At 60.7% G+C, this 18,483-nt stretch carries 15 protein-coding genes, 1 tRNA gene and 1 pseudogene; 14 read left to right on the forward strand and 3 right to left on the reverse strand.

The window, feature by feature from the left end; genetic code table 11:
* The first annotated feature begins 575 nt into the window (after positions 1-575).
* Positions 576-2,141, forward strand: coding sequence for a reverse transcriptase domain-containing protein (locus tag VMR03_RS18425; RefSeq protein WP_325407843.1), 1,566 nt, complete (start codon positions 576-578; stop codon positions 2,139-2,141).
* 869 nt (positions 2,142-3,010) lie between these two features.
* Here the strand turns inward: VMR03_RS18425 and VMR03_RS18430 are convergent.
* The gene (locus tag VMR03_RS18430) at positions 3,011-3,901 is read right to left on the reverse strand and encodes an SDR family oxidoreductase (protein ID WP_325407845.1); all 891 of its coding nucleotides are present in this window, start codon (positions 3,899-3,901) and stop codon (positions 3,011-3,013) included.
* A 98-nt stretch (positions 3,902-3,999) separates the two neighbouring features.
* Here VMR03_RS18430 and VMR03_RS18435 point away from each other — a divergent pair, with 98 nt between their 5' ends.
* Entirely contained in the window at positions 4,000-4,827 is an 828-nt protein-coding gene (locus tag VMR03_RS18435; protein ID WP_325407847.1) for a helix-turn-helix transcriptional regulator, read from the forward strand.
* Positions 4,828-4,979: 152 nt separating this feature from the next.
* On the opposite strand, the gene VMR03_RS18440 is transcribed toward VMR03_RS18435, so the two are convergent.
* Positions 4,980-6,032 carry a methyltransferase domain-containing protein gene (locus VMR03_RS18440; protein ID WP_325407849.1) on the reverse strand — a complete coding sequence of 351 codons (1,053 nt, stop codon included), beginning with the start codon at positions 6,030-6,032 and terminating at the stop codon, positions 4,980-4,982.
* A gap of 155 nt (positions 6,033-6,187) precedes the next feature.
* Between VMR03_RS18440 and panD the strand changes: the two genes are divergently transcribed.
* Positions 6,188-6,544, forward strand: a complete 357-nt coding sequence (gene panD / locus VMR03_RS18445) for an aspartate 1-decarboxylase (protein ID WP_325407851.1) — start codon at positions 6,188-6,190, stop codon at positions 6,542-6,544.
* A gap of 4 nt (positions 6,545-6,548) precedes the next feature.
* Here the strand turns inward: panD and VMR03_RS18450 are convergent, their stop codons facing one another.
* On the reverse strand, positions 6,549-7,298 hold the full coding sequence (locus VMR03_RS18450; protein ID WP_325407853.1) for an SIMPL domain-containing protein: 750 nt from the start codon (positions 7,296-7,298) through the stop codon (positions 6,549-6,551).
* Positions 7,299-7,482: 184 nt separating this feature from the next.
* On the opposite strand from VMR03_RS18450, the gene VMR03_RS18455 reads away from it, so the two are divergent.
* From VMR03_RS18455 to VMR03_RS18500, 11 genes and pseudogenes are all read left to right on the forward strand, one after another.
* Positions 7,483-7,559, forward strand: a tRNA-Ile gene (locus tag VMR03_RS18455).
* A 168-nt stretch (positions 7,560-7,727) separates the two neighbouring features.
* Positions 7,728-7,898: pseudogene (locus tag VMR03_RS19045) on the forward strand (helix-turn-helix domain-containing protein); the annotation flags it as partial.
* A gap of 12 nt (positions 7,899-7,910) precedes the next feature.
* Positions 7,911-8,660, forward strand: a complete 750-nt coding sequence (locus VMR03_RS18460; RefSeq protein ID WP_325407855.1) for a LysR substrate-binding domain-containing protein — start codon at positions 7,911-7,913, stop codon at positions 8,658-8,660.
* Positions 8,661-8,671: 11 nt separating this feature from the next.
* The gene (locus VMR03_RS18465; RefSeq protein WP_325407857.1) at positions 8,672-8,872 is read left to right on the forward strand and encodes a hypothetical protein; all 201 of its coding nucleotides are present in this window, start codon (positions 8,672-8,674) and stop codon (positions 8,870-8,872) included.
* The gene (locus tag VMR03_RS18470) at positions 8,869-10,176 is read left to right on the forward strand and encodes a cytosine permease (protein WP_325407859.1); all 1,308 of its coding nucleotides are present in this window, start codon (positions 8,869-8,871) and stop codon (positions 10,174-10,176) included. Before VMR03_RS18465 ends, VMR03_RS18470 begins: the two co-directional genes overlap by 4 nt.
* Positions 10,177-10,388: 212 nt before the next feature.
* Positions 10,389-12,488, forward strand: coding sequence for a TonB-dependent receptor (locus tag VMR03_RS18475; protein ID WP_325407861.1), 2,100 nt, complete (start codon positions 10,389-10,391; stop codon positions 12,486-12,488).
* Positions 12,489-12,638: 150 nt separating this feature from the next.
* Positions 12,639-14,690, forward strand: a complete 2,052-nt coding sequence (locus VMR03_RS18480; RefSeq protein ID WP_325407863.1) for a hydantoinase/oxoprolinase family protein — start codon at positions 12,639-12,641, stop codon at positions 14,688-14,690.
* On the forward strand, positions 14,687-16,402 hold the full coding sequence (locus tag VMR03_RS18485) for a hydantoinase B/oxoprolinase family protein (RefSeq protein WP_325407865.1): 1,716 nt from the start codon (positions 14,687-14,689) through the stop codon (positions 16,400-16,402). Before VMR03_RS18480 ends, VMR03_RS18485 begins: the two co-directional genes overlap by 4 nt.
* 175 nt (positions 16,403-16,577) lie before the next feature.
* Entirely contained in the window at positions 16,578-16,940 is a 363-nt protein-coding gene (locus VMR03_RS18490) for a TIGR04076 family protein (protein ID WP_325407867.1), read from the forward strand.
* A gap of 10 nt (positions 16,941-16,950) precedes the next feature.
* Entirely contained in the window at positions 16,951-17,979 is a 1,029-nt protein-coding gene (locus tag VMR03_RS18495; RefSeq protein WP_325407869.1) for an aldo/keto reductase, read from the forward strand.
* Between the two features lie 40 nt (positions 17,980-18,019).
* Positions 18,020-18,483: M14-type cytosolic carboxypeptidase (locus tag VMR03_RS18500; RefSeq protein ID WP_325407871.1), on the forward strand; the 464-nt coding region annotated here is incomplete at its 3' end.

An 18,483-nucleotide genomic window follows, 5' to 3' on the forward strand; every position in this document is an offset into this window, starting at 1 on the left:
GGGCGGGGCCCGTCATCGAGGATTTGAAAGCGGAAGTCCTGTCGTCGCGCAAGGCCATGTCCGGCTCCTTCAGGCTGGTGGAAAGGGAAGCGAAAATGAAAAAAGGCCGGGGTCTCCCGGCCTTTCCCACATATCCCCGGCTCGTTTGACCAAGCCCGGCGCCATTACATCCGTGGTCGCCTCGGGGATCATCACCGCACCGGCCGTCTCCGGCCCCGCGAACCGCCCGCTTGCGCTCTTACTGGAGCGCGGGGCAATCGCCCTGGAGCGCGGGGCAATCGCCGCGATGATTGCTGTTGAAAGTGATATGGGGTGTTCGTGGGGGATTACAAGGGAACGATTTTCCATCCACGGAGAGAGGGGCAGGGGGCATTGTAATCGCCCAACTGGCCGACTTTCAGGCGTGTGATTGACATGCAATGAGCATTGTTGGACGCTTTCATTATGTGCGGGGTGCACTAGTCAACGCCGGAAAGATTACCTTGTAGTCGGGCTTTGCAAAGCTCGTTCGCCACTCGCAAACGAAACCCTGACTCTCCGGCGTTGGCGCTCCCCCGACAAAAGCTGGGGCCAAAATGCAAGAGCTGATCGAAGAGGCTATTACCCGCAAATCAAAGGCAGTCCTGAGGCGTCAGCGCATCGATCATGCGAACGCACACAAGAATGCTGAGCGATATGGGAAAAGAACGGGACTTCTTGCGGGTGCTCCGCTTACAAATGATCCAATATGGTGGGATTTTCACCCACATTTTGATCCCAAATATTGCATTGCTCACGCGCGATATATTAGTCGGGTTATTTGGAAGAGGTTGCAGGCCGACCTATATGAGCCAATCCCGGCGATACAGTTTGATGTCCCCAAGCCAGATGGTTCCTCACGACAGGTGATGGCCTTTGCGATTCCTGACTCTGCTGTTGCGAATGTTGTGCATCGAAAAATAACCCGTCGAAACCTAAATCAATTTTCGAGCTACAGTTTTGCGTATCGGCCAGATAAAAATGTTTTTGACGCTATACTTTATTTGAATAGATCGCTTGGAAATCACAAATCGTATATTATTCAGTATGATTTTTCCAAGTATTTTGACACCATAAGTCATTCATATCTTGAAAAAGTTCTTTTCGATAAAAAGACTTTCTTGCTATCCGCATCTGAGAAAAACGCAATTAATGCTTTTCTGACTCATGCCTATTGCCACGTTAAAACATACAAAAACAACGTGTTTGACGTGCGTGAGGCGGGTGTACCTCAAGGAAGCTCTCTTTCTCTTTTTTTGTCCAATGCCGCTGCACACGAATTGGATTTGTGCCTAGAACGTCAGAATGGATCTTTCGTTCGGTTTGCGGATGATGTCGTAGCGGTCACTCACTCTTATCGCGACGCTCTCGCGGTCGCCTCTCAGTTTCGGATTCATTGTGAGAAAGCGGGTCTGTTAATAAACTATGCAAAATCCCCGGGCATTTTGCTGTTTGGTGGGGGGCCTGATCGAGATCGTCGAGATTTTACCATTGATATCGATGACGGATCGGAGTTGAGAACGGATGATTTTATCGATTATCTGGGGCACAGAATTGATGCGTCTGGTATCGGTCTTCCTGCCAAATCAATAAAGCGCATTAAGAGGCAGATTTCGGAAATCATTTACAAGCATCTGTTCCTGCATCGCCGTGGCATCGGAGGAGCATTCGATAGTGGGCGAGTTGGCCCAGGTTTCTTTGACTGGGACTTGGTTACCTGCCTCAATGAAATCAGGCGCTACATGTATGGGGGACTACGCGAGAACCATATTACAGGCTTTTTGAGTGAAGATATAAGGCCCCCATTCATCAGGGGGCTGATGGCATTTTTTCCGCTGTCAACAGAGGTGGCGCAGTTTAAGCAACTGGATGGATGGTTGCTGAGCGTCATCCGGCGTGCGCAGAGGGAGAGGGTGCGAGTACTGGCCGGTTTTGGTCATCATGTGGATCGTTTAACTAAGATGCAGATCGTGAGCGGAAGCTGGTACACATACGCTGCGCTGGATAATGAGGTGGTGTTGCCTAGCTTTGTTCGAGGTTGGAGGACTGCGCGAAAGTACTATCTGCGCTATGGGTTAACCGGCATCAAGCCGCCCTCTTACTACTCGCTGATTAATTCGTAAAAATGCTGTGAATTGTCTGGACGCAACGATGATGCCGCGATGGTCAATAGCCGCCCCCAAAAACTTATCCCCGCCCGATCCTCCGCCCCCATATTAATCGCGACCCGCTCCACGAAGGGCGTATCCGGAACTGGCCGAATACGTGGAGAGGGAATGCGGCGTCCTGCGTCGCGGGGACAACCAGCCTCGCGGCCCGGGAGGGATGAGTGGGTAGGCGAACACTATGGTTCGCGGTGCGCTCCGGCCGATAAAAGTCGGATGTCGCAGGTCGTGGGTGGCATACCCTAAAATCGCCGTGCGCGGGGCGGGTTTCATCGCTCCAACACGTGCCACGCGTCACGCGTTGAACGCGGGCGGTGGAACAGAGGCCCCGCGCATCCTTCACTCCGGTGAAGGCCGCCCGAGGCGGGTTGCGTGCCGAACCCCCGGAGGCGGAGCCTCGCGGGGATGAAGGTGTTTGTGGACTTCCTTTCTAGCCCTCTCCCCGTCGGGGAGAGGGTTGGGTGAGGGGCCTTCACGGGGAGCGATGCCCCACGGCTTGCCCTCACCCGAAACGCGTTCCGCGTTTCGACCTCTCCCATAGGGAGAGGTAAGGGGCGCCCGGCGCGCGCTCACAACCTTATGTCATCCCGGCCCCTCGGGACCGCGCGAAGCGCGGCCCAAGGACATGCTTGTGCCGGGATCCAGGGGCCGCTTGCTCGGCGGATGACGCCCCTGGACCCCGGGACGAAGCCCGGGGTGACAGTTCTTCGCATCGGGGAGCAATGCCCCACGGCTTGCCTTCACCCGAAGCGCATTCCGCGTTTCGACCTCTCCCATAGGGAGAGGTAAGCGTTCGGCAACACCGGCCGCCGCGCCGCATGGTCCTTTCAGCTCGCGAAATAACCCGGCTGGCCGATATCGGCGATGAGGCCGATCTGCGTCGGCGTCCAGCCGAGCCACTTCTGTGTCAGCGCGCTCGAGGCCGGCATGTCGAGGCCGGCGAACATCGCGAGCGGGCCGTAATACGCGCCGGCTTCTTCCTTCGCGATCGAGATGACGGGGATGTTCAGGGCACGGCCGATCACGTCGACGATCTCGCGCATCGGCACACCCTCTTCGCCGACCGCGTGATAGATGCCGTCCGCCGTGCCTTTCTCCAGCACCAGCCGGTAGAGGCGGGCGACATCCAGCCGGTGGGCCGCCGCCCAGCGTTCATTGCCGTCGCCGACGCGGGCGGCCTTGCCTTTCTGGCGCGCGAGTTCGAGCAGATAGGTGATGAGCCCCGCCTTGCCGTCGGCGCCATGCACCTGCGGCAGGCGCACCGTCATGGCGCGCACGCCGCGCGACGCATAAGCGAGGCCTGCCTGTTCCGAGACGCGCGGCGCATGCGCGCTGGCGTCGCGTCGGATGTTTTCGGTGATGACCATGCCCGCCTCGATGAGCCCGGTGCCCGAGGTGACGATGAAGGGCTTCCCCGTGCCTTCGAGCGTGTCGCCCATCGCCTCGATGGCGCGTTTGTCGACCTGGCCGTTCTCCGCGAATTTCGCAAAATCGTGGATGAAGGCCAGATGGATGACGCCGTCGGCTTTGGCCGCGCCCGCCTTCAGGCTTTCGAGATCCTCGAGCGAGCCGCGGTGAACCTCCGCGCCCAGATGCTCAAGCACGGCGGCATTGGCGTCGGAGCGCGCAAGGCCCACCACCTGGTGCCCGTTGGCGATCAGCTCCCGGGTCGTCGCCTGCCCGATGAAGCCGGCCGCGCCGGTCATGAATACGCGCATGTGAATTCTCCTTGTCGGATGGTCCGCTTTTCTCCGCCGATTTGATATGCTGGTAAAGTAGTGACGTTATACTGGTATAATTCCTAACAGGATGAGCGATGCCTGACGCGAACGAAAACCTGCTCGGCGCCTATCTGAAGGATCGCCGCGCGAAGCTCGATCCGGCGGCCTTCGGCTTTCCGCTGGCGCGCCGGCGAACGCCCGGCCTGCGCCGCGAGGAAGTCGCGCAGCGCGCCAATGTCAGCACGACCTGGTACACATGGCTGGAGCAGGGGCGCGGTGGCGCGCCCTCCGCCGATGTGCTGAACCGCATCTCGCACGCGATGATGCTGACGGATGCCGAGCGCGAGCATCTGTTCCTGCTTGGGCTTGGCCGTCCGCCCGAAGTTCGCTATCGCGCGCCCGAAGGCATCACGCCGCGATTGCAGCGGTTGCTCGACACACTCGAATACAGCCCCGCCTTCATCCGGACGGCGACATGGGATGTGATCGCCTGGAACAGGGCCGCGGCTGCGGTGCTCACCGATTATTCCAAGCTGCCGGAAGGGCAGCGCAACGTGCTGCGCATGATGTTCCGCAATGCGGGCGTCCGCGCGGCGCAGCCCAACTGGCGAAACGTGGCGCGCTTTGTCGTGGCGTCGTTCCGTGCCGATGTGGCGCGCGCCGGCGCGGCGGGGATGGTGCAATCGCTCGTCGACGAACTCTGCGCGACCAGTCCCGAATTCGCGGCGATGTGGCGCGACAATGATGTGCAGGCGCATGGCGACGGCGCGAAGGTTCTGCACCATGCCGTCGTCGGGCCTCTCTCGATGGAGTTTTCGGCCTTCGCCGTCGATGGCCGGCCCGATCTCAACATGGTGGTCTACAATCCGGCCACGCCCGCCGATGCGGAGAAGATCAGGACGTTGCTCGAATCCGGGCGTTGAAACAGCTTTCTAGCCCTCTCCCCGTCGGGGAGAGGGTTGGGTGAGGGGCCTTCAGGGGGAGCGGTGCCCCACGGCTTGCCCTCACCCGAAACGCGTTTCGCGTTTCGACCTCTCCCATAGGGAGAGGTAAGGGGCGCGCCCGAATGGCAGAGTCAGCAGCACCCGCCGCCCGATGCCGCCGGGGCGCCCGTCTCGTCGAAGGGGATATTCGTCCCGCAGCCGGCGAAGATGCCGAAGTGGCGCGAGAAATCGCCGATGAAGTCGAAATGCGGCGCGAAGCGCGTTTCGCTCAGCATACGGAACGTATTGCCGCAGACCGGGAAAACGCGGCCCTTCTCGATCGCATGATGCTTGTCGAGCGTGAAGACGTCCTCGCATTCGGCGATGCCGCCCTTGTAGACGACGGCCTGCCCGTGGTCCTCGCAGGCGCCTTCGAGCCCGTCGAGCTTGAAGAGCCGGTAGGTCGCCGAGAAGAATTTCGCCGGCCCCAGCGCCGCGCGCATGCCCGCATCGTTGACGGCGAGCGGCCGGTCGGCGACGAGGCGCGGATCGGCGAAGCCCGCGCGCTTCGCCAGCGTCAGGAAATCGTTCCAGTAGAGCGCGCCGGCGAGGCACTCGCCGAGCAGCACCGGATCGTCGCGCAGCGTTTCCGGCAGGCGCCGGTCCGCATAGACATCGGCGAAATAGAGTTCGCCGCCGGGCTTCAGCAGCTTCCAGGCGCCCTCGAGCACGGCCTTCTTGTCCGGCGAGAGATTGATGACGCAATTGGAGACGATGACGTCGAAGCTTTCCGGCGCGAGGCCGAGCGCGCCGAGCTCCTCGATATAGCCATCGATAAAGGCCACATTGGGCTTCGCATAGCCGTAGCGCCGCGTCTGCCCCTCGACATGGGCGCGCGCATGGGCGAGCTGTTCCGCCGTCATGTCGACGCCGACGACCGAGCCTTGCTCGCCGACGAGACGCGAGAGGACGAAGCAGTCGCGGCCCGCGCCGCAGCCGAGATCGAGCACCCGGGCGCCCCCGATCGCCGCCGGCACGACGAGGCCGCAGCCGTAATAACGCGCGAGAATGTCGTCGTGAATATCGGCGAGCGCCGCGCGGATATGCGGCGGCACGTCGCTTGTATCGCAGCAGGCATCGGTCTTGAGGTCGGCCGAGCCGCCCAGCACCTTGCCGTAATAATCCCTGATGCTCTCGATCGTCATGCTGGCGCTCCCGCGGCTTGTTCGGGCTTCAGGGTGCATGAGCAGTCCTCGAAGTCCAATCACAAGACGGAGAGGTGAGTGGACGGGCAGGGCCGCATTCGCTAAAAGCTGGCCGGAGCGGGCCGCGAAGGGTCCGGGTTCAGGGAGTGGCCTCGATGATCCTCACCATGATGAAGGCGAAGATCCATCGCGCGACGGTGACGCAATGCGACCTCAATTACGAGGGCTCGATCACCATCGACCGCGATCTGCTGGAAGTGTCCGGCATTCTCGTCAATGAGCAGGTCGATGTGCTGAACATCAACACCGGCGCGCGCTTTACGACCTATGCGATCGAGGGCGCGGCGGGCTCGGGCGTCATCGGCATCAACGGCGCCGCCGCGCGTCTTGCGCAGGCCGGCGATCTCGTGATCGTCATCGCCTATGCGCAAATGGAAGAGGCGGAGGCGAAACGCCACCGCCCCCGCGTTCTTCTGATGGATGCGCGCAACCGCATCCTCGAACCGGCCTGATCGGCTACTCGATCTCGATCACGAGCGAGACGTCGGACGAAATCTTCTGCGTTCCGGCGGCGACCGGAACCGGCGCCGAGTCGCGCATCGCCATCGCCTTCATCGCATAGACGGGCTGTGGAGCGTAGCCGCCGCTTTCCGAGATCGAAACGATCTTGCCGAGCTTCACGCTCGCCGCATCGGCGAGGATCTTCGCCTTGCGCAATGCGTCCTTCACGGCTTCGCCTCGCGCCTCGTCGAGCAGGGGTTCGGGCTTGTCGACCGCGAAACCGATGCCGCCCATCTGGTTCGAGCCGAAGGAGACGAGCTTGTCGAGCACGCCGCCCAGCGTGTCGAGCTTGCGGACGATCACCGTCACCTGGTTGCGCACCTGATAGCCGCGAATGACCGGGTTGTCGCGCGTGCCATCCGGCCGCACCGGCGGCTCGTTGTAGACCGGATAGACCGAAAATTCGGAGGTCTGGATATCGTCCTTGGCGATCTTCTGGGCTTCGAGCCCCTTGAAAACCGCGCTCATCGCCTTGGTGTTGGCGGCGAGCGCCTCGGCAGCCGTCTTGCCCTCGGTCACGACGCCGGTCTGAATGGTCGCGATATCGGGATGGGTCGTGACTTCGCCGGTGCCGGAGACGGTCAGGACGCGGCGCTGGGCCTCCTCGGCGCGGGCCGCGCCTGTGAAGAGGGCAGCCGAAAGCGCGCAGACCGCCAGGGCGGCGGCAAGGCTGGAGCGGCGGGTGACGAGCGACGAAACGGGCATGGGGTTCTCCCTTGGGTGTGCGGCTTGCAGCATTGAAGTGGAACCGGGCGGAATTACGGCACCTTTCCGGTTCATTAAAGACCAGAGAGACAGGGCCCGGTAGCCCGCGCAATCCCCGTTCAGCCCGCCGGATTTATCTGCTATACGGGCCGGACGCCGGCCCTACGGGGCCGCCGCGATCTGGGGGCCTGTAGCTCAGTTGGTTAGAGCGGACCGCTCATAACGGTTTGGTCGCAGGTTCGAGTCCTGCCGGGCCCACCAGATGGCCGCCACCCGTCTGCTGGCATGGACTTTGCATGTGAGTTTCCGTCGTCGGCGCCTTATCTGGGGCACGTCGAGCGGGACAGATTTGCGCACGGGCTTGGTGGAGCCATATCATCCCGCTAGGATTCCTGATCAATCTGCTGGGCGTGAGCCGCGGGGTCGTCAATGTCGGATTTGAATCTGCGTTACTTCTACGAAGCGGCGAAGCTCGGCTCGATGCGGGCCGCAGCTGACAAGCTCGGCATCGCGGTTTCCTCGATCAGCCGGCAAATCGCGCAACTGGAAGCCGATGTGGGGGTCCCCCTCATCGAACATGGCCGTCGAAGTATCAAATTGACCGAGGCCGGCGTGCTGACGCTCGACTATTACGGCGAGCAATTGGCGCAGAAAGAAGCATTCGAGTCGCGGTTGTCCGACCTCAAGGGACTCCGTTCGGGGCGTATCGATCTCGTGATTGGCGAGGGCTTCATCAGCCAGGCGCTGTCCGGCGTTTTGAGCCGATTCATGGAAAATCATCCCGGCATCCTCCTGCAGGTCAAGATGGTCGCATCTTCCAACGAGGTGACGCGCGTCGTGGTCGAGGACGACGCCCATTTGGGACTTGCTTTCAACGCCGTGAGCGAGCCGAAGGCCCGGGCTCGCGTTTCGATTCCTCAACCACTCCGCGCGATCATGCGGCCGGAACATCCCTTGGCGAAAAGGGCGCAGCTCAACCTCTCCGATCTCGCATCCCACCGGGTTTGTCTGCCTGAGGCTTCGCTCAGCACCCGCCAGCTTCTGAAGCTGGCGGAGGAAAGCGAGCGCGTCGCGATCGTGCCGTGCTTTACGTCGAATTCGGTCAGTCTGCTCAAGGATATGCTCAGGTCGGCGGAATTCGTGACGCTGCTGCCGGTTCTCGCGGTCGTCAACGAAGTCGCCAGCGGGGAACTCGTGGCCGTACCGGTCAGCAACCCGATCTTGCAGGGCACATCGGTCAATCTGATCAGCCGGCTTGGGCGCCAATTGCCGCCGGCGCCCACGCGCCTCCTTTCCGTTCTCGAAGCGCATTTGAACAGAAGCGCACGCCTGGAAGAACATCATTTCGTCGCGGCCGAATGACGAGTGCGTGAGTGGCTCCCGAGGATTTCGGTGAGCGCAACGAACTTTACACCCACAGCAATGGCGTCTCCGTCGGGTGCATTGCTTGCCTGCTGCATTTCCACGATCTTCGGATGATGCCTCAAGTCGTGGAAATCCTGCGGCTGACGATCCTGCGGCAACAATGCAAGCTTCAACGTAACGGACGGGTACAATTGTGCGAAAACTGGTGAATGTCGTATCTCGCGCGGTCGAACGAAATCCTCATCGGCCCGTCGCAGCGGGCGATCTCAGAAACTGGACCTTCGTCGCGGCCATCCAGATCGGTACGACCATCTGTGTTCCGCTCTTCGCACTTGGCGGTCAGTTGGGGAGCCATCAACGATTCCTCGACCTGATTCCCGCCGTCCTGTTTGGGGCGGCGATCGTTTTCGCGCTTGCTTCGCTCACCGGATTCGTGGGGCTGAAGGCGCGGGTTCCGACGGCCATTCTCGTGCGTCAGACGTTCGGAGATGTGGGCGCGAAGCTCGTCGCTGCCATTCTCATTTTCACGCTTTTCGGCTGGTTCGGCATTCAAACCGAAGTGCTCGCCCATAGCGTTCAGGCATTGTTGCAGCCTGAACTCGGCATAACGCTCAACTCGACGTTGATGACCGTTCTGGCCGGCGCCCTGATGAGCTCCACGGCCATCATCGGCTTTCGAGCGCTGGGCAAGCTTGCCTATGTCGCGGTTCCGCTATTGCTATGCGTGATCGCTGTGCCGTCATGGATTGCTGTCACGACGCACGACGTCGGGCCGATCCTGCGTGCGCCGTCGGTCGACACGCCTTACAGTTTCGGGCTCGTCGTCTCGATCGTGAGCGGCGGGTACATGGTGGCGGTCGCCATTGCACCGGACATCACGCGTTTTCTTTCCTCGTCGCGCGACAATCTGATCGGCATGTTCGTCAGCTTCGGGATTGCCTATCCCGTGCTTCTTCTTCTCTCTTCAATGCTGGCGGTCATCTATGGAAGCGGCGACCTGATCGCAATCATGATCTCAGCCGGCGTGGGCCTTCCAGCGCTCGCCGTCATCATTCTCGCGACATGGACCAGCAACGACAAGAATCTCTATGAATCCGCGCTGTCGCTTTCGGCGCTGTTCCCGCAAGTAGAGCGCTGGAAGCTCACGGCTGTTGCCGCCGTTCTGGGTACGGCTCTCGCCGCGGCGAATATCTTTGAGTATTTCCTGCCGGCGCTCATTTTCCTCGGCATCGTCATCGCGCCGGTCGCGGGCGTGTATGTGGTCGATTTCGCCTTCGACGCCGGGCGGTACCGGCAGGGCGCGCCCTCCGAGGGCCTGAGGTCCGCTCCCTTCGTCGCCTGGATCGTTGGATCCGGTGTCGGGGTTATGACTTTGCCGGCAAGCTCGTATGGCCTCGGCATGCTGACGCTCACATCGATCCCGACAGTGGACGCCATCCTCTGTGCGGCTCTGGCGCATAGTTTTTTCTGCGGCTTCCTGAAGCCGCGATTTTACCGCAAGCAGACGTCCTGAAGTTTGCCGCGACCTGTCGATGCCGTACCTTGACCTGCATGGTTTTTGCACAGCCATGCTCAGGTCTTGTGCATTCTGGCGCAACGATTTCGCTCGAAGTTTGCGTACTGTGCAAGTTAATCGCCGCCGCATGTGATTGATACAGAGCGGTGACATTTCGATGATGCTTTCACTCTGGTCTTGGTGACGGAGCATATCGGCAGGGGTTAGTCATGGTTGCAGTGAATTGGGGGACTTTCCGTCGGCGATTGATGTGGACGATGTTGCCGCTCGGCTGTTTGGCCGTTTACGACAGCGCGCAGAGCGTCTCTCACGCCGCGGACGATACAACGAAGAGCAAGGAGCAGATCGAGGAAGTCGTGGTGACTGCCCAGAAGCGGTCCGAGAAACTTCAGGACGTGCCTGTCGCGGTGACCGCGATCACGGCCGACCAGCTCGAGCAGGCGGGTGTCAACACGATCCAGGACGTGGCGAAGATGACGCCGAACCTGGTCATCATCGATCAGCTTCGCCCGGGTATTCAGACTGTCTCATTCCGTGGCTTCACGACGGTGCAGGGCGGGCAGTCGCCTTTCACGACCATCGTCGACGGAGTGCAACAGCCCGGTCAGGAGTTTCTCAAGCAGCAACTCGTCGACATCGAGCAGGTCGAAGTGCTGCGCGGACCGCAGGGAACGCTATACGGCGCGGGAGCGATTGCCGGCGCGATCAACATCACGACCAAGAAGCCGACGGACGACTTCGAGGGAAGCGCCAAGGTCGGCTACTACGAGGGCAATCAGAAGACCGGAACGGTGACGCTGAGCGGCCCACTCGTGAAGGACAAGGTCTATTTCCGGACCTCCGCCTGGGGCACCGATTTCGACGGCCTGATCTCCAATGGCGGCGGAGGCAAGGATGTCGACTTCATGCAGGAGCATGCTTTCCAGGGCGAGCTTCTGATGACGCCGACCGACAAGTTGTCGATCAGCCTGCGCGCGCGTTATCTGCATGGTCGTGACGGTTCGTTGTGGCTCGTCCCCGTCGACAATGATGCTTTCGACGACTTTTCCAAAGGGCCCGCGACGGATATCGCCGGCGTCGATACGCGCGGATTGCAGACTTATTCGGCCAAGATCGACTATCAGTTCGAGCCTTTCACTCTGACGTCCATATCGGCCTACAACGTCGCCAATCAGAGCCTTTACGCCGACGGCGACTTCTCGACGGCGCCGAATTTCTGGCAGACCTGGATCAATAACTCGCGGACCTACAGCGAGGAAATCCGTCTGACTTCGCCGAACGAGCAGCGCTTGCGCTGGGTAACGGGCCTCTACCTGCAGGACAACACGGTGGACGACATCACCGAGTTTGCAGCCGTCGGCAGCAGCGGCGCCGGCACGGGGCATGACGATCAGTACAAGAGCAAGAGCTGGGCGCTTTTCGGCCAGGCGACGTATGACATCACGGACGCGCTTATGCTGACGCTTGGCGCCCGCTACGATCAGGACAAGAAAACAGCCGATAACAGGGCGAACGGCGAGAGCAACGGCAAGACCTTCTCGCAGGCTCAGCCCAAGGCAACGTTGTCCTACAAGTGGACGCCCGATGTCATGAGCTATGTCACCTACGCCAAGGGCTTCCGGACCGGCGGTTTCAATCCGACGAGTTCCATTGCGGCGCGGGAATATCAGAACGAGGTGTCCGATACCTTCGAAACGGGTCTGAAGACGACATTCCTGAACAATCGTCTGCAGCTCAACGGCGCTCTCTTCCATACCGACTTCAAGAACCAGCAGTTCTTCTTCTCGGTGGCGAGCTCGTCGGGTATCGAAACTGCGATCCAGAACATCCCGAAGACGGAAGTGAACGGCGTCGAACTCGAAGCGCAGTATATCCTCATTCCCGGCCTGACCCTTCACGGCCAGGTGGGCTACAACAATACCCGTATGAGGAATTTCTCCGATGCGTCGGGAACCTACAGCGGCAATCGTACGCCTCAGGTCTACGGCCTGACCTCCGGTCTTGCGGTGGAGTACACACGTCCCGTCTATGAAGACATCACCCTTTCGACGCGGGTCAGCCTCGAGCATCGCGGCGATGTCTACTGGGATCTCAACAACACCCTCAAGACCCCGGCGAAAGACTTCATTGATGGGCGCATTGCATTGGAGAAGGACTCCGCCTGGACGCTTGCTCTGGTCGGCAGGAATCTGACCGACGAGCGGACCCCCGCGGCCGTCGGCGCCTATGCCTTCGGAACTCAGTCTCTCCGCAGCGCAAACGAACCGCGCCAGATCGGCGCTGAGCTTACGGTTCCGTTCTCGCTCTGAGGATCAACCTTCGCCCGGAGCCGTGAGGCTCCGGGCATACTTCGATGTAAAGGGAATGCCGGCCCGACTTGCGGGCACGTATTCCGAGTGAGGCGGTGGGCCGGGCCTTCCCGCGAAGGTCCGGCTCATTCACTGACAGAAAAGCGGCACATGGCTGAGACAAAGAAACGTTTTCGTATTGCGGTCGACATCGGCGGCACGTTCGTCGATGCGATTCAATTTGATGGTGTCGAGGGATCGGTGAGGCTCGCCAAGGCGCCGACGACGCCGGGCCAGCCCTATGAGGGAGTTCTGGAAGCCATAAGGCGGCTCGGAACGCCGCTCGAGGAAACAGACATCTTCGTTCACGGCACCACGCTTGGCCTCAATGCGATCCTCGAACGCAAAGGCGCGATAACAGGGATACTGACCAACGAAGGCATGCGCGATGTCTTCGAGATCGGTCGTGCAGATGTGCCGCCCCTGCAGATGTATAATTTCGCTTTTGAACGACCGGCGCCTGTCGTCAAGCGTCGGCACCGGATCGGCGTTCCCGGACGGCTGGATGCGGGAGGCAACGTCGTCGTTCCGCTTGACGAGGAGGCGGTCCGTGCCGCGGCGGCCGAGTTGGCCGGGGCCGGTGTGCAGGCGCTCGCCATTTCGTTTCTGCATTCCTACAAAAATCCGGCTCATGAGGAGCGCGCGGCTGAGATTGTGCGCGAGCACTTTCCACAATTGCCGGTCTCGATCTCGAGCGAAATCACGCGTGAATATCGCGAATATGAGCGGACGGCGACGACCGTTCTTGACGCCTATATCAGACCGATCTTCGAGGCCTATGTCGGCAAGCTGAAGCAGGCTCTGCTGGACAAGGGTCTGGGCGGCCGCTTCCTGATCATGAGGTCGAGCGGTGGGGCGATGACCTCGGAGGTCGCGACAAGGGCGCCGATCTTTACCGTCATGTCGGGTCCTTCGGGCGGTATCGTCGGCGCGGCTTATATTGCGCGGCTGCTCGGACGGGACCACCTGCTCTCGCTCGATTATGGTGGAACGAGCCTCGATGCCAGCGTGATCGAGAACATGGATCCGCTGGTGATGCATGAGGCGACGCTCGAGCATTTTCCGGCGCTGATTCCGATTTTCGATATTCGCTGCATCGGCACGGGCGGCGGCTCGATCGCCTGGGTTCAGGAGGGATTGCTGCAGGTCGGTCCGCAAAGCGCCGGCGCAGTACCCGGCCCGATCGCCTATGGCAAAGGTGGCGTCGAACCGACGACAACAGATGCGGCGCTTGTTCTCGGATACCTCGACGCCGAAGCCTTTCTGGGCGGCGCTCTCTCCCTCGATGCCGCTGCGGCGCGCCGCGGCATGGAAGACCGGATCGCCAAAACGCTAGGAACCGATGTGCTGACGGCCTCTGCGGGCGTTTTCGACGTGTTGATCGCGCGCACGGTCGGCGCCATTCGCGAGATCACGGTCGAACGGGGAAAAGACCCCCGTGACTTCTCGCTGCTCGCCTTTGGCGGCGCGGGGCCGATGATCGCTCCATTGCTCGCGCGCGAGATCGACGTCGTGGACTTGATCGTTCCGAATGTACCGGCGGCATTTTCCGCCTGGGGCATGGTGATGTCCGATCTCGTGTCCGAATTTTCCCAGACGGACATCCGTCGGCTTTCCGACGACGAACGGCCCGCGATCGAGGCGGGTTTCTCCGTTCTTGAAGAGAAGGGAAGGGCGGCCCTCGATCAACAGGGCGTTCTGCCGGCCGAGCAGGTTCTCGAACGTTTTCTGGAGTGTCGGTATTTCGGCCAGGAGCACGCGCTCGAGGTTCCGATTACCGCGGAGATGACGATTGCGGACATTGTCGAACGCTTCAATGCGCTCCACGCCGAGCGATACGGGCATGCCATTGCCGATCCCGTGCAGATCGTAACCTTGCGTCTCAGAGCGGTCGGACAGCTCGCCAAACCCAGCCTGCGGAAGCTGCCGTCCGCGACGGGGCCGGCCGACGTTGCGCTCGTCAAGACGCGGGACGCTTACTGCTTCGCGCGGCGGCAAATGGTCCCGTTCGGGATTTACGCGCGCGAGCGCCTCGCGCCCGGCCACGTCATTCAGGGCCCGGCCATCATCGACGAGGGCACGTCGACGACAGTCATTCATTCCGATCAGCAAATGACCGTCGACGACTTCGGACACCTGATCATTCGGAGGCAAGCAGCATGACACTGGATGGAGCCACCACGGAGGTCATCCGCAGCTATCTCCTGTCGGCCGCGGAGGAGATGCGGAGGACGCTGATCCGCACTGCCTTCAACCCCGTCATCTACGAGGTGCTCGATTTCGGCATCTCTCTTTACAATCGCGATCTGGAGCTGATCGCGGATGCGCCGGGTCTGGCCCTCTTTCTGGGGGCGAACGACTACGCCATTCGCAAGGGCGTCGAATATGTGGGAGAGGAAAATCTCTTCCCCGGCGACATCGTCCTGATGAATTATCCCTACTGGAATTCGGCGCATGCGATGGACGTGACGCTATTCGCGCCCGTCTTCGCACCGGATGAAACAAGGCCCTTCGCTTATACCTGCTTGCGCGCGCATTGGATGGATCTGGGTGCCAAGGATCCAGGTTACGTCCTCGATTCGACGGACATGCATCAGGAAGGACTGATTTTCCCCGGCACGAAGATTTACAAGCGGGGCAAACTCGACAAGGAGATCGTCGAACTCATCCGCTTCAATTCCCGCATGCCCGACCTCGTGATCGGTGATCTCGAAGCCCAGGTGGCGAGCACGCGGACGGGCGAAAAGCGCCTGCAGGAGATCTACGCGAAGTTCGGCGCGGCGCGTTTCGAGGAAGCGACGCAGCGAATCCTGAAGCATGGCGAGATGACGACACGCCGCGCGCTGGAATCCCTGCCGCATGGGACCTATTCAGCCGAGGACTTCGTCGACGACGATGGCATCAGCGATACGCCCGTCCCCATCAAGGTCACAGTGACCATCGATGACGAGGGAATGACCTGCGATTTCAGCGCGTCGTCGCCGGCAGTGCGAGGCCCCATCAATGTGCCCTTCGGCTTGACGGAAACGATCTGCAAATTCGTCCTGAAGTCCCTGACGACACCGCATAGCCCGAGCAATGCGGGAAATTTCCGGCCGCTCAAGGTGATCGCGCCGCCCGGAAATCTCTTTCACGCGATCTACCCTTCGGCGACCTTCACGCTCTGGACCTCGCATCTCGCTCTCGAACTTGTCTACAAGGCGCTCGCGCAAGCCATGCCGGATCGTCTTGTGGCTTCTTCCGGGGGCGATGTGCCGGGTTTCATGATGGTGGGCACAAATCCGGAAACCGGGCAGCTCTACGCCGTCAGCAACAACGATCCGGTCGGCTGGGGTGGCGGTGCCGCGCATGACGGTACAAATGCCACCAATCATCTCTCGGGCAGTCTCGTGCGCAATACACCCATCGAGGTGATGGAGATGAAGACCGGCATGTTCATCGAAGCGCTCGAATTGCGATCGGACAGCGGCGGGGCGGGCATGCATCGCGGTGGCGTTGCGTTGACGCGTCGTATCCGGTTCCGGTCGCCGGGTGAGTTCCTGTCGGTGACGAAAAAGACGAAGACACGACCCTGGGGCCTCGCCGGCGGGCATGAATCCGAGCCGAATGCCATGTTGCTCTTTCCAGGGACGGCGAAGGAAAAGCGGGTCGGCACCTATCGCGCGGCTGTTGAGGCCGGAGACGTCGCTGTCTGCCTCACCGGTGGCGGTGCCGGCTACGGACGCCCCACCGATCGGGCGCCAGCGGACGTGCTCGAGGATGTGATCGAGGGATATGTCTCGCTTGAGGCGGCGCGCGACGTTTACGGAGTGATCATAGCCGATGGCCGTGTCGACGAGAGTGCGACGAAAAAGCTGCGCGAAGGAAGGCCGTAAGAGTTCCGCGCATCGATGGGGAGGGTCGCGCACGGCGGATCTCCGACCACGAAGTTTGCGGTCAATGCAATGTAACCGCCGATGCTTGTGATTGATCGAACGGTCGATAATCGGAAGATGACGGAACGCCCGTCGGGATGGAGTCGTTCGCGAAAGAAGGAAGCGAAGTGATCTCATGAATGAATCGGAAAACGCCAGCCGGTCAGACAGCGACACTTTCGAACTTTACGATCTGCGCGTGGAAGTCGTCGCCCCGGCGGATGCAAAACTATACTGCCATGCAAAGGTTGGCGATTATTTCGATTTGCGCGGTGAGATGCTCTTCCTGCCGCCGGGTCAAGGATTCTCGATTTATTCGCTTGCTGCCATTCTACCCGTGCTCGCGGCCAAGCAGCGCGAGACGCATCCCAACGACTGGATGACGTCGGACGCCGAGATCGCTTGCCCGGATCCGCTGTGCCCGAGCCGCTTCCGCATTACCCGCACGGGGCGTCGAAAATTCCGCCGGTCGGAAACGACAGGTACCGTTCTCTCGTAGGTTAGTAAGTATGATTCCGCGCGTCACTATTTCCGACGACTACAGTATTTCTCGATTGATCAAGGGCGGCTGGCATCTTGCCGGCGATCACGGACCAATCGACCGGGCGCAAGCCGTTGACGACATGGCGACCTTCGTCGAAGCCGGGATCACGACGTTCGATTGCGCTGATATCTATACCGACGTCGAAGCACTTATCGGGGAATTCCGTACAAAATATCCCGACCATGCGCGCCGGGTGCAAATTCATACCAAATTCGTTCCCGATCTGTCGGATCTCGCCCGGGCCGATCGGAATCTCGTCGAACGTATCGTAGATCGCTCGCTGCGACGGCTGCGCGTCGAGCGGATCGACATCGTGCAGTTTCACTGGTGGGACTATTCGGTGCCGCGTTACGTCGATATCGCGTTGGAGCTTGATCGGCAACGGAAAGCGGGAAAGATTGCGCGTGTCGGCGCGACCAATTTCGACGTGCCGCATCTGACGGAGATCGTCGACGCGGGCGTTCCCATCGTTTCGCATCAGATCCAGTATTCTCTTCTCGACGATCGCCCCCGGCGGAAGATGGTCGATTTCTGTCGGCAGAATAATATTGCGCTCCTTTGCTATGGGACGGTGGCGGGTGGTTTTCTCTCCGAGCGCTGGCTCGGCCAGGAGGAGCCGGCCAACACGTTCGCGAATAGATCGCTGATCAAGTACAAGCTGATTATCGACGATCTCGGCGGCTGGGGACTTTTCCAGCGATTGCTGGAGACGCTCCATCGTATTGCCGGGAAGCACGGTTGCGATATCGCATCGGTTGCGACGCGGGCCATTCTGGATCGTGAAGGCGTGGCGGCGGCAATTGTCGGCGCCACAAATACGCGCCATCTGTCCGCTCATGGGCAAATCAGCAAGCTCGCTCTGGACGCCCAGGACATCGTCGCGATCGAAGAAGCATTGAAAGATCGCACGGGGCCGGCAGGCGACGTCTATGAACTGGAGCGCGATATCAAGGGCCCGCATGGGCGGATCATGAAGTACGAGCTGAACAAGTAGGATTAGACTGGGCTCGTTCCTTCCGTCCCGGAGACACGACATGACGATCTGGATCAACGGCGACATTCCCAACGGCAGCATAGAAGTTGTTTCCGCCGAGAATCCGGCCGACATCAGGCTTTCTCTGCGGAAAGACGAGGGAACCGATTTCTTCGGCTATTACCACTTCCGCGCGTCCGGCGTCCGGGGCGTTCCATGCACGTTCCGGATCGTCAATGCCGGCGAGAGCGCAGTGAATCGCCTCGCTGGGCGGGACGATTACGAGAACGCCTGGACGAATACGGGTCCTCTCGTTTCTTACGATCGCAAATGGTGGTTCCGTGTGCCGGGCCGACTTGTCGGTCCCGACTATGTCTTCGAGCACACGCCGGAATATGACAGCTGCTATTACGCGACATGGGCGCCTTATCCGCTGGAACGGGAACTCGCGCTTCTGGGGCGCTGCCAGATGTCGCCGCGCATGGCACTTTCGACCGTCGGTCATACCGTCGAAGGCGCCGATCT

Origin of the sequence: Parvibaculum sp., from assembly GCF_035511255.1 — a bacterium.
Lineage (GTDB): Bacteria > Pseudomonadota > Alphaproteobacteria > Parvibaculales > Parvibaculaceae > Parvibaculum.